Source organism: Streptomyces sp. NPDC005181, from assembly GCF_040608395.1.
GTDB lineage: Bacteria > Actinomycetota > Actinomycetes > Streptomycetales > Streptomycetaceae > Streptomyces.
The window spans coordinates 15,902-27,535 of record NZ_JBEXID010000088.1 but is presented as its reverse complement, the minus strand read 5'-3'; the positions used below and the strand labels follow the sequence as shown (position 1 = coordinate 27,535).

The following is an 11,634-nucleotide window of genomic DNA, read 5'->3' as shown; positions in this document are numbered from 1 at the left end:
TGCAACGTCGCACCGATGTCCGACGTCCGGGTCGTGGTCATCGACTGCACCGACACCGGCGCATCCCCACCGACCGCCACCGACCCGACCTGGATGCGCCGTGAATGACGGCGCATCGCGAGCGGCCGGGCCGGCAGCTCGGGGAGCCCCAGTGCGACTGGTTCTCCAGCGGTCATGACGTCACCGGCTCCCGGAGACGGTCTCGCGCGCGGCACGCAGGGACTCCTTGAGCGAGCCCATCGTGGCGAGGACGGCGGTGGGCTCGTAGCCGCAGTGCGCCATGCAGTTGGCGCAGCGCGGGTCCTTGCCGCGGCCGTACTTGTCCCAGTCGGTCTCCTCGATGAGTTCCCGGTACGTCGGGACGTACCCGTCGCTCATCAGATAGCAGGGCCGCTGCCAGCCGAAGAGCGAATAGTTGGGGATCGCCCAGGCCGTGCAGGGGAAGTCCGCCTTGCCCTCCAGGAAGTCCAGGAACAGCGGCGAGTGGTTCAGCCGCCAGCGGGCCCGGTTGCCGCCCGCGAAGGACTTCTTGAAGAGCTCGCGGGTCTGCTCGACGCCGAGGAAGTGCTCCTGGTCGGGTGCCTTCTCGTATGCGTAGGCGGGCGAGATCATCATCTCGTCGACCTTCAGGTCGTCATTGAGGTAGTTGAGGACCTCGATGACGGTCTGCGGGGTGTCGGTGTTGAAGAAGGTGGAGTTCGTGGTGACCCGGAAGCCGCGCCGCTTGGCCTCCTTGATCGCCGCCACCGCCTCGTCGAACACGCCTTCCTTGGCGACCGATTCGTCGTGCCGCTCGCGCAGACCGTCGATGTGCACGGCGAAGGCGAAAAACGGCGACGGGGTGAATTTCTCGATCTTCTTGCGCAGCAGCATCGCGTTGGTGCAGAGGAAGACGTACTTCTTCCGCGCCACCAGCTGCCGCACGATTTCATCGATCTGGGGGTGCATCAGGGGTTCACCGCCCGCGATGGAAACCATCGGGGCACCCGATTCCAGCACCGCGCCGACGGCTTGGGCCACCGGCATCCGCTGCTTGAGGACTCCGGCCGGATGCTGGATCTTTCCGCAGCCCTCGCACGCCAGATTGCAGGCGAACAAAGGCTCCAGCTCGACAATGAGCGGGAATTTGTCCCGCTTGCGGAGCTTCTGTTCAATGAGGTACGTCGCAACCTTGATGGTCTGACGGAGCGGCATGGCCATCTAGCTCACCTCCTGGGGAGCAGCAAAGATCGGTGCCATTCATAGAAAGCCGGCAGGACAGCACGGAGAACACGGAAAGCCGATATTCCACCGCGTACCGTGCCGATGCGGACGAGCTCATGCTCCGGGGCGTCCACGACCACCCGTACGGCCGCAACCGGGCGTGGCCCGGTCCGCAGGGCGGTGCGGAGTGTGGCGGCGGACTCCATGTCCACAGCGATCGCTCCGGTGGCCCGCAGCTCGGCCCGCTCATGTCCGCGTACGACATGGCCGGAGCCGGTCAGCGGACCGGTGTGGACGGTGCGGCCCGGCACCGTCCTGGCGAGCGCCTCGGCAAGCAGGCCTGCACCGGTGCAGGCCGTCGAGTCCCCGGCTTCCCGGGTCTCGTCGGCGACCACCAGATCTCCCGGGTGCATGCCGGGCGCGAGCCCGGCGCAGAACCCGGAGGCGATGACCGCGGCGCCGAGCGCCCGGTCCTGGCCGAGCGCGCGCGCCACGGCCGTCTCGGCGGCTTTCGGGCCCATGCCCGTACGGAGCACGGTCACCTGGTCCGGGGCGCCGCCCGCCCTTCCTCTGCCGCTGCGCAGGGCCAGTTGCTCGATACCGAGCGCGCAGGCGATCAGCAGCGGCGCCGCGGGGCCGGACGGCGCCGGTGCATCGCCCATCAGACCCCCTCTCGGACGGTCGTGCGGCCGGCGAACGGGTCGCCGTACACGTACCGCCCGAGTGCGGTGAGCGGGAAGACCTGCCGGTAGAGGTGGTAGTTGATGGAGAAGTCCCAGGGGAACCCGGTCCCGGTGAAGTACGGCTCGTCCCAGGACCCGTCGGCCTGCTGGGCCTCGGTCAGCCAGGCGATGCCCCGGGTCACCGCAGTGCTCTCGCGCCGGCCGGCGGCGAGGAGTGCCAGGAGCGCCCAGGCGGTCTGGGACGCGGTCGACGCACCGTGCCCGATCCACTTCTCCTCCTGGTACGAGCGCAGATCCTCGCCCCAGCCGCCGTCGTCGTTCTGCACGGACTCCAGCCAGCCGACCGCCCGGCAGATCGCCGGATGGGCGGTGGGCAGTCCGGCAGCGATCAGAGCGGGCACCACCGACCCTGTTCCGTATACGTAGTTGACGCCCCAGCGGCCGAACCAGGCACCGCTCGCCTCCTGTTCGGCAAGCAGCCATTCGATGCCCCGTCGGGCGGCGGGGTGGTCGGAATGCCCCTCCATGGCGAGCATCTCCACCACGTGTCCGGTGACATCGGCGGACGGCGGGTCGATGACCTCTCCGAAGTCGCAGAACGGCAGCCGGTTGGGGAACGGGCTGGTGTTGTCGGCGTCGAATGCACCCCAGGCCCCGTTGCGGGACTGCATGCCGAGGTTCCAGCGCACCCCGCGTTCGATGGCGGCCTCGACACCGGCCGGGTTCGGGTGCCGGACCCGGCGCAGTGCGAGGACCACCTCGGCGGTGTCGTCGATGTCCGGATAGTTAGCGTTGTGGAACTCGAACGCCCATCCGCCCGGGTCCAGTTGAGGTCGGCGTACGGACCAGTCGCCGGGCCTGACGATCTCCTCGCCGAGCATCCAGTCCGCCGCCTTCACGAGCGCGGGATGGTCGGGACTGACTCCGGCATCGGCGAGCGCGATGGTGGCGAGGCAGGTGTCCCAGACCGGTGACTGGCAGGCCTCGATCATGCGGGCGCCGTCCTCGCGCCAGATAGCGAACCGGTTCAGCGAATCCAGGCCGGCCCGCATCACGGGGTGGTCGAGGTCGTAGCCGAGGAGATGCAGGGCGATGACGGAGTACACGGCGGGCGGCTGGATGCCGCCCCAGCAGCCGTCGTTCTCCTGGCGTTCGATGATCCAGCGGGCCGCCGCGTTCATGGCGACCCGGCGCAGCCGTCGCGGGGCCACCTTGTGGTAGACGTGCAGGGCCTTGTCGAGGCGCTGGAAGACGCCGTCCCAACTGACCGCCGGCGCACGGCGCTTGGGCGGGTTGGGGACGAGCGGGTCGGTGTGCAGTTCGTCGAGGGCGAAGGGTGCGGGCCGTACCGGCCGCTTCGCCGAGACGACGGTCAGCGGCACAATCGTCTGCCGGGCCCAGCAGCCGAAGTCGTAGATGTTGAGCGGGACCCACTTCGGGAAGAACATCAGCTCCGGTGGGAGCTCGGGCAGGTCGTCCCATTTCCACCAGCCGAACAGGGCCAGCCAGATCCGGGTGAAGACGCGGCTCTCCGCGATGCCGCCCTGTTCCCTGATCCACCTCGAGGCGCGGGCCATGTGCGGGTCGTCCGGCCGGTCTCCGGCCAGCCGCAGCGCGACGTACGCCTCGATGGTGGTGGAGAGCTCACCCGGGCCTCCGTGGAAAGTAGCCCAGGTGCCGTCGCCGAGCTGTTCGCCGCGGATGAAGAGGGCGGCCGACTCCACGGTGGCCGGGTCCTGAATGCCGAGGAACTGGCGGAGCAGCAGATCCTCGGCGTCCATGGTGACATTGGTGGCGAGGTCGCCCTTCCACCAGCCCTGGTCGTCCTGTCTGCCGAGGAGATGCTCCACCGAGCGTTCCGCGGCCCGCCGCGCGGCGGCGAGTACGTCGTCCGCGGCGATGGTTGATTCGGTCGGTTCGCTGGCCGAGGCTGCGCGGGGGTTCACAGCCCCGGTGCTTCCGTCGGTCGTCGCTGTCATGGCTTCCCCTTCGTGCAGTTGGTCCTCTGCTGTGCTGGGGTCTCCGTCGGCCGACGCCCTTCGAGGGCGCCGGCCGGCGACTGCGAGTCATATGCGAATGGTGATCATCTCTTTCGTACGACGACGAAGTCCGCGAGCGCCATGAGCTGCGCACGCACGGTTTCCGGCATGTCGACACCGTTCAGCGCCTCGATGGCGACCGCATGCTGCCGACGGGCCTCCTGGGCGGTCCACTCGCGGCCGCCCGCCTCCTCGATGAGCGCCGCCCGGGCGGCGAACTCCTCCTCGGAGAAGCTGTCGAAGTCGGTGCTCTTGGCGTCCGCTGCGAGCAGCTCGCCGAGACGCTCCGAGGCCGGTCCGCCCGCGGCGAGCGCGGCGACGACCGGCAGGGACTTCTTGCGCTGACGCAGGTCGCTCCAGGTCTGCTTGCCGGTGGACTCCGGGTCGCCCCAGATACCGAGCAGATCATCGACGGCCTGGAAGGCGAGGCCGAGGTGGTAGCCGAACGCCTCCAGGGTGTCGGCGGTACGGTCGTCGGCGCCGCCGAGCACTGCGCCGATGGAGACGGCGCAGGCGAGCAGGGCGCCCGTCTTGTTGCCCTCCATCTCCAGGCACTCCTCGACGGTGACCCGCTCGCGGTGCTCGTAGGAGATGTCCTGGGCCTGCCCGTCGATGAGCTTGCGGGTGGCGGTGGTCAGCCGGCGGGCCGCGCGGCCCGCCTCGACCGTGCCGAGCTCCAGCAGGATCTCGTTGGCCAGCGCGAACAGCGCGTCGCCGACCAGGATCGCCTGGGCGGGCCCGTGCACCTTCCATACGGTGTCACGGTGGCGGCGCTGCTCGTCGCCGTCCATCAGGTCGTCGTGCAACAGCGAGAAGTTGTGCACGAGTTCGACGGCGACCGCGCCGGGGATGCCGGCCTCGGCCGCAGCGCCCGCAGCCTCCGCGGACAGCAGGGCGAGCGCCGGGCGGACGGCCTTGCCGCCGTCGCCGTCGGAGGGCCGGCCCTGTGCGTCGATCCAGCCGAAGTGGTAGGCGGCGACGGTGTCCATGGGCGGCGCGAGCCGGTCAACCGCGGCCCGGAGCACCGGAGCGGACAGGGCCCGTCCGCGCTCCAGTAGCGCGGTGACGTCCGCGGTGTCTACCGCGGTGTCGAAAGCCGGATTCGCCGGGGTCACTGACTCTCCTCTTGTTCCGGTGGTACTGCTCATGCCGCCTCCTGCAGCGGATGTTCGTGGGTACGGCCGAGCACACGGAGCGCAGCGTCCGCGGCGCTGGATCCGCTGCGCACCGCACCCTCCATCGTCGCGGGCCAGCCGGTGGCGGTCCATGCTCCGGCCAGATAGAGGCCGGGGGCTCGGGTGCGGGTACCGGGACGCAGTCGGCCGACGCCGGGTGCGGGAGCGAAGGTCGCTGTGCGTTCCCGGGTGACGAAGAAGTCCCTGATGCCGGCTCCGCGGGCGGCCGGCAGGAGCCGTTCCAGCTCGGGCAGGTAGCGCCTGCGCAGTTCGGCGACGGGCAGGTCGATCTCGTCGTCGGCCGCGGACTGGGAGAGCGCGAGGTACTGTCCGGGGCCGGTCAGCCCGGAGGCGTCCGTACGGTCGAAGACCCACTGGACCGGGGAGCCGAGCGCGGCGAAGAACGGGCGGCGCAGCACTTTGCGGTCGTAGACGACGTGCACGTTGAGGATCGGCGAGGTACCGATGGCGAGCAGCCTGCCCGGCTCGTCGAGTGCGCCTGCGGGCAGCAGGTCGTGGGTCTCGCGCTGCGGGACGGCAAGAACGACGGTGTCCGCCTCGATCCGTTCGGCGCCCGTGTCGACGATCCAGCGTCCGTCGCCGGTACGGGTCACGGTGTCTGCCTTGGTGCGCAGCTCGGTCCGTACGCCCGCGGCGTCGAGCGCCTTGCGGGTCAGCGTGTCGTGCACCTCGCCGAGCGGCACGCTCGCCCAGCCGATGTCGGCGGCGCCGGGCTCGGAGAGGAGTCCGGTTTTGAAGACCTTCGCGGCGAGGGCCAGCGAGGAGTTCGGGGCGGTGGCGTTGAGCGTGGCGACGCCGACGAGGTCCCACAGCGCCTCGATGGTGCGGGGGGACTGCCCGTGGCGGGTCAGCCAGCTGCCGAAGTCGATGGTGTCGAGCGCCGGGTCGTCCGGGTCGAGCCGGCCGAGCGCCAGTGCGGCGCGCCCGACGCCCACCCGCTCGGCGAGCGAGAGGTGCGGATAGCCGGCGAGTCCGGCGGCGAGGTGGAACGGCACCGGCAGGGCGTTGCGGCGCAGCCGTCCGAGCCGGGGCCCCGAGGGGCGTCCGACATCGAGAACGGGCACGTCCAAACGGTTTTGCAGGGGCGCCAGACGGGCGCCGCCGACCCGGTCGAGGAACCAGCGGTAGGCCGTGCAGCAGCGCAGATAGACATGCTGGCCGTTGTCCACGGTGAGTTCGCCGCGCTTGAAGGAGAACGCGAGTCCGCCGAGCCGGGGCCGTCCTTCGAGCAGGGTCACGTCAAGCCTGGCGTCGGCGAGACGGAGGGCCGCGGTGATGCCGGCCAGTCCGCCGCCGATCACGACCGCGCGGGAGGAACGCAGGGCCTCGTCGGTCACGCGTCCCCCTTTCGCGAGGTCGCTCCGGCCGGCCGGGCCGTTCCGGCCAGGCCCGTCTTTTCGGTCAGGCACGTTGTTTCAGTCAGGGACGCGTCAGACCACCGCAGGGTTGCCCCGGGTTCGGATCGACAGTCCGTGATGCACATGGTGCGCGAGACATCTGCGTTGCGCATCAGACACGCCCCCGGGCCGTCCGGCGCGAGATGTACCGCGCGTCCAGACCCGACAGGCCACGCACCGCGACATACGCCTTCTCGCGGCCCGGCAGCGACACCCGGCCGCGCAGCACCGCCTCGGGGTCGCGCTCGATCCGGTCGAGCAGGCGGCGGTAGATGCCGGCCATGGCGGCCACACAGGCGCCGCTGCGGCGGTCCAGCATCGGCAGCAGCCGGTAGCCCTCGGCGAAGAGGGCGCGGGCGCGCCGCACCTCGAAGTGGACGAGGCCGGCGAAGTCGGAGCCGGGCGGCGGGGTGGCCCCGTGGAAGCCGGCGGAACAGCCGAACTTGGCGAGGTCGTCGGCGGGCAGATACGTACGCCCGTTGCCCGCGTCCTCGCGGACATCGCGCAGGATGTTGGTCAGCTGCAGGGCGAGGCCGAGCGTGTCGGCGTACTCCGCGGCGCGGTCGGCGCCGGGTGCGCCCGGTTCCGTACCGAAAACGCCCAGGCTGAGCCGGCCGATGGCCCCCGCGACACACCGGCAGTAAACCTTGAGGTCGTCCCACGTCTCGTACGTCGCGCCGCGCACGTCCATCAGCACGCCGTCGATCAGCTCGTCGAGCCCGCCGAGCGGCAGCGGGAACCGGCTCGCGGCGTCGGCGAGCGCGACGGCCACCGGGTCGGTGTCGTCCTCGTCGATCGCACCGTCCCGGATCCGGTCCAGCAGCGTGCGGGTGTTCTCCAGCCGGAGCCGTTTGGTGTCCGGCTCCAGCTCACCGTCGCCGATGTCGTCGACCCGGCGGGAGAAGGCATACAACGCCGACATGGCCTGCCGCTTCTCGGCCGGCAGCAGCCTGATTCCGTACGCGAAGTTACGCGCCTGCTGTCCGGTGACGGCCTCGCAGTAACTGTATGCGGCCTGTACCGGCGCCGACATGTACGTCGTCTGTCCCTCCACGGTCCGGCTCACCCCTCTCTACGCGCTCTTCGCAAGACAACTCCCACCTCGCGCAGCAAGCTGGGCTTGGTGGGCTTGGGCGGTCCGGGCAGTACATCGAACCCGGCGGCCGCAATCGCGGTGAGGGCGGCACGTCCCCCTCCCACAAATCCGGCGAGAAGCAGCTTGAGCCTGCCGTGGACGCTACCCACCAAGGGGGTGCCTTCATTCAGCAGGTTCCGGGCGCGTTCTGCTTCGTATGCAACCAGTGCGCGCACCGATGCGCCTCCGGAGGGGGTTGCCAGGTCGGCCTCGGTGACATGGAACCTGGCCATGTCGTCGGCCGGCAGATAGATCCGGTCGCGGCGGAGGTCCTCGGTGACGTCCTGGAGGTGCTCGACGATCTGCAGGGCGGTGCAGACGGCGTCGGAGCGGCGGATCCGCTCGGGGCTCGCGGTGCCGGTGATTTCGAGGACCAGGCGGCCGACGGGGTTGGCGGAGAGTTCGCAGTAGGCGAGGAGCTCCTCGTACGTCCCGTACCGCCGGACCTTCTGGTCCTGCCGGTTGGCCTCGATGAGCCCGAGGAACGGCTCGGGGGTGAGCGAGCAGCGCCGCACCGTGGGGCACAGCGCACGCAGCAGCGGGTGGTGCGGGCCGTCGCTGCCGGTGTCGAAGACGCGGTGCAGATCCGCCTCGAACGCGTCGAGCATCGCGAGCCGGTCATCGGCCTGCGCGGGGTCCAGCCCGAGGTGGCGGGCGTCGGCGCCGCCGGGGGCGAGATCGCCGTCACCGATGTCGTCGACCAGGCGGGCGTAGCCGTACACCGCCATCAGATCGTCACGCCAGGCGCGCGGCAGGAAGAAAGGGGCCACGGGGAAGTTCTCGTCCGCGGCCTTGTCCAGCGTGGCGGGTACAGCGGCGTCATGGCGCGCCTGCCGGGTACGGGTCACCACTGACCGTCCGGTGCGGGGACGGCATATACACCTCGGAGCTGGAGATTTTCCGTCATTGCCGTCACATCTCCCGTTCTACACTGCCGACCCAAAACATCCCATTCCGGACACGCCGCCCGCTCTCCCGAGTGCGGAGGACCACCTACGGGCGGTGCGACCCGGCGGTATCGCCCCACTTGCTACGAATCAGCACCCGTACAGCTTACGTTGTACAACGTCCAGTCATACGCCGGGGTGTAGCGCGCATTACAACAATGCCGCGTTCTCCGCCAACCTTCCCCGCGTGCAAGGAAATTGACGTCATCCGGCGGGAGGAGATCCGCCCCGGGCGTGCGCCGGGCGCGGCGCGCGCCCCCACGGCCTCCGCGGTCCGGACACGGCAGCGGCCTCCGCCGGAGTGCTCCGGAGGAGGCCGCTGGTGTCGGAGGGCGGCGGGGGCGCTACTTCCCGGTCTCCCGCTCGTACGCCTTGAGGACCTCGTCGGTGGGACCGTCCATCAGCAGCTCGCCCTTCTCCAGCCACAGCACCCGGTCGCAGGTGTCCCTGATGGACTTGTTGCTGTGGCTGACCAGGAAGACCGTGCCCGCTTCCTTGCGCAGCTCACGGATGCGCTTCTCGGAGCGGATCTGGAACTTGCGGTCGCCGGTGGCCAGCGCCTCGTCGATCATGAGGACGTCGTGCTTCTTGGCGGCAGCGATGGAGAAGCGCAGCCGGGCGGCCATGCCGGAGGAGTACGTCCGCATCGGCAGGGTGATGAAGTCGCCCTTCTCGTTGATACCCGAGAAGTCGACGATCCCCTGGTAGCGCTCGCGGATCTCCTCGCGCGTCATGCCCATCGCGAGCCCGCCGAGCACCACGTTCCGCTCGCCGGTCAGGTCGCTCATCAGCGCCGCGTTCACACCGAGCAGCGACGGCTGGCCGTCCGTGTACACCTTTCCGTGCTCGGTCGGCAGCAGACCGGCGATGGCCCGCAGCAGGGTCGACTTGCCGGAGCCGTTGGAGCCGATGAGACCGATGGCCTCGCCCCGGTAGGCGGTGAAGGAGACCCCGCGCACGGCATGCACCTTCCGGACTCCGCGCGCCTCGCCCTTGCCGCGGCGCAGTATCCGGCTCAGCGCCGCGGTGGCACTGCCCTTGCCTCCGCCGCCGGCGTTGACCCGGTACACGATGTGCACATCGTCGGCGATGACGGTGGGGACGCGCCCCGAAGTGTTGTCCTCAGCCACGGCCGTACCGTTCCTCTGCCTTCCAGAAGTACACAAAGCCCGCGACGCCGATGAAGGCCGCCCAGGCGAGCCCGACGATCCACACGTGCGGCGGCAGGTTCTCGGAGCCGTACCCATCGATCAGCGCGAAGCGGATCAGGTCCATGTAGATGGCCGCCGGGTTGTACTGCAGCACCCTGCCGATCCACTCCGGCCTGTCCTGGAGCATCAACGGGATGGAGAACATGACACCGGACGCGTACATCCAGGTGCGCATGACGAAGGGCATCAGCTGGGCCAGGTCCGGGGTCTTGCTGCCGAGCCTGGCCATGATCAGGGCGAGACCGGTGTTGAAGACGAACTGCATGACCAGCGCGGGGACGATCAGCAGCCAGGACAGCGACGGATAGCTGCCGAAGCCGACCACCACGACCGCCATCACGATCATCGAGTACAACAGCTGCTGGAGCTGTTGCAGCGAGAACGAGACGGGCAGCGAGGCGCGCGGGAAGTGCAGCGCGCGCACCAGCCCGAGGTTTCCGGAGATCGCCCGTACGCCCGCCATCACCGAGCTCTGCGTAAAGGTGAAGACAAAGACGCCCGTCACCAGGAAGGGGATGAAGACCTCCTGGGACATTCCCTTCCTGGTGCCCAGAATCAGCCCGAAGATCAAGAAGTAGACCAGGGCGTTCAGCAGCGGCGTGGCCACCTGCCACAGCTGGCCGAGCTTGGCCTGGCTGTACTGGGCGGTCAGCTTCGCCCGGGAGAACGCCATGATGAAGTGGCGCCGCCCCCAGAGCTCCTGCACGTACTCGAACAGCCCGGGCCGGGCGCCGCTCACCGTCAGGCCGTACTTTCCGGCCCTCTCGGCGGCGCTCAGGCCGTCGTCGGTGGATGGCGGGGTGCTCAGCGCGACCGCACCATCATGGGTTGTGTCACTCACCAGATGAAACTCTCGTATTCAAGATGCGCAGCCAGTCGCGGGCGCGGTTCAGGCGGACAGGTCCCGTAAAAAAAATACGCCTCATGCTCTCAGAGGAGAGCTTCTCAGATCACGGGAGGTCGGCCGAGTCTGGTCAGCCGCCATACCGTACGCCACTTCATCGGACGACGTGGTCCGCAAGGCTTTGCCCAGCCTTCCCGGAATCCGCCGAACCACGCCTTGAGGGCGGGGCCCGAGGGCTTGCGGAGCAGGGTCAGCAGCAGCCAGACGCCGAGGTAGACGGGGACCAGCGGCGCGGGCAGATTGCGGCGCGCCAGCCAGACCCGGTTACGGGCCACCATCCGATGGTAGACCGCGTGCCGCGACGGGGCGGTGGTCGGATGGTTGAGCACCATGTCGGCGCGGTAGTCGATCATCCAGCCGGCGTCCAGTGCCCGCCAGGCGAGATCGGTCTCCTCGTGCGCGTAGAAGAAGTCGCCCGGCAGCCCGCCGACCTCGGCGAGGATCCGGGTCCGGACGGCATTGGCGCCGCCGAGGAAGGTCGTCACCCGCGACGAGCGCATCGGGTCGGCGGCGCGCAGCCGCGGAACGTGGCGGCGCTGGGTGACACCGGTGTCCGGGTCGGCGATCCGGAAGCTGATGATCCCCAGCTTCGGGTCCTGCTCGAACGCCTGCCGGCACAGCTCGGCGGTGTCGGTCAGCGGCAGCAGTCCGTCGTCGTCCAGGAAGAGCAGGGCGTCGACGTCGGCGCCGGACGGGCCGAAGGCCTCGATGCCGACGTTGCGGCCGCCGGGGATGCCCAGGTTCTCGGGGAGCTCGACCGTCCGGACGCCTGCGGGGACGTCCGGCACCGGGGCGCCGTTGCCGACGACCACCACCTCGATCCGGTCGCCGTCCTGCTTGGCGACCGAATCGAGGAGGGCGCGCAGTTCGTCAGGACGGTTGCCCATCGTGATGATGACCGCGCCGAGCTTCATGGGAG

11 protein-coding genes are annotated in these 11,634 nt (G+C 69.7%); all 11 read right to left on the bottom strand.

The window, feature by feature from the left end; genetic code table 11:
* On the bottom strand, positions 1 to 176 hold a 176-nt coding region (locus ABZV38_RS33305), incomplete at its 3' end, for a flavodoxin-dependent (E)-4-hydroxy-3-methylbut-2-enyl-diphosphate synthase (protein WP_356332173.1).
* Between the two features lie 4 nt (positions 177 to 180).
* The gene (gene hpnH, locus ABZV38_RS33300; RefSeq protein WP_356332171.1) at positions 181 to 1,200 is read right to left on the bottom strand and encodes an adenosyl-hopene transferase HpnH; all 1,020 of its coding nucleotides are present in this window, start codon (positions 1,198 to 1,200) and stop codon (positions 181 to 183) included.
* Between the two features lie 5 nt (positions 1,201 to 1,205).
* The gene (locus ABZV38_RS33295) at positions 1,206 to 1,865 is read right to left on the bottom strand and encodes a 1-hydroxy-2-methyl-2-butenyl 4-diphosphate reductase (RefSeq protein WP_356332170.1); all 660 of its coding nucleotides are present in this window, start codon (positions 1,863 to 1,865) and stop codon (positions 1,206 to 1,208) included.
* Positions 1,865 to 3,865: a squalene--hopene cyclase gene (shc, locus tag ABZV38_RS33290; RefSeq protein ID WP_356332169.1), complete on the bottom strand. Its 2,001-nt coding sequence runs from the start codon at positions 3,863 to 3,865 to the stop codon at positions 1,865 to 1,867. The genes ABZV38_RS33295 and shc overlap by 1 nt, the downstream gene beginning before the upstream one ends.
* A gap of 104 nt (positions 3,866 to 3,969) precedes the next feature.
* Positions 3,970 to 5,073, bottom strand: a complete 1,104-nt coding sequence (locus ABZV38_RS33285) for a polyprenyl synthetase family protein (RefSeq protein WP_356332168.1) — start codon at positions 5,071 to 5,073, stop codon at positions 3,970 to 3,972.
* A complete protein-coding gene (hpnE, locus tag ABZV38_RS33280) occupies positions 5,070 to 6,458 on the bottom strand; it encodes a hydroxysqualene dehydroxylase HpnE (RefSeq protein ID WP_356332167.1) in 1,389 nt (462 codons plus the stop codon). Before hpnE ends, ABZV38_RS33285 begins: the two co-directional genes overlap by 4 nt.
* A gap of 172 nt (positions 6,459 to 6,630) precedes the next feature.
* Positions 6,631 to 7,572, bottom strand: a complete 942-nt coding sequence (hpnD, locus tag ABZV38_RS33275) for a presqualene diphosphate synthase HpnD (RefSeq protein ID WP_356332166.1) — start codon at positions 7,570 to 7,572, stop codon at positions 6,631 to 6,633.
* 8 nt (positions 7,573 to 7,580) lie between these two features.
* Positions 7,581 to 8,501, bottom strand: a complete 921-nt coding sequence (hpnC, locus tag ABZV38_RS33270) for a squalene synthase HpnC (protein WP_356332165.1) — start codon at positions 8,499 to 8,501, stop codon at positions 7,581 to 7,583.
* 443 nt (positions 8,502 to 8,944) lie between these two features.
* Positions 8,945 to 9,730 (bottom strand): ABC transporter ATP-binding protein, encoded by a 786-nt coding sequence (locus ABZV38_RS33265; protein WP_313940238.1) that lies wholly within the window; start codon positions 9,728 to 9,730, stop codon positions 8,945 to 8,947.
* Entirely contained in the window at positions 9,723 to 10,652 is a 930-nt protein-coding gene (locus ABZV38_RS33260; protein WP_356332164.1) for an ABC transporter permease, read from the bottom strand. The genes ABZV38_RS33265 and ABZV38_RS33260 overlap by 8 nt, the downstream gene beginning before the upstream one ends.
* A 104-nt stretch (positions 10,653 to 10,756) precedes the next feature.
* On the bottom strand, positions 10,757 to 11,629 hold the full coding sequence (locus ABZV38_RS33255) for a glycosyltransferase (RefSeq protein ID WP_356332172.1): 873 nt from the start codon (positions 11,627 to 11,629) through the stop codon (positions 10,757 to 10,759).
* Positions 11,630 to 11,634 lie beyond the last annotated feature (5 nt).

Coding starts and splice junctions, on each gene's coding strand:
- hpnH (WP_356332171.1), bottom strand. CDS start 1,200: ATGGCCATGCCGCTCCGTCAGACCATCAAGGTTGCGACGTACCTCATT.
- ABZV38_RS33295 (WP_356332170.1), bottom strand. CDS start 1,865: ATGGGCGATGCACCGGCGCCGTCCGGCCCCGCGGCGCCGCTGCTGATC.
- shc (WP_356332169.1), bottom strand. CDS start 3,865: ATGACAGCGACGACCGACGGAAGCACCGGGGCTGTGAACCCCCGCGCA.
- ABZV38_RS33285 (WP_356332168.1), bottom strand. CDS start 5,073: ATGAGCAGTACCACCGGAACAAGAGGAGAGTCAGTGACCCCGGCGAAT.
- ABZV38_RS33255 (WP_356332172.1), bottom strand. CDS start 11,629: ATGAAGCTCGGCGCGGTCATCATCACGATGGGCAACCGTCCTGACGAA.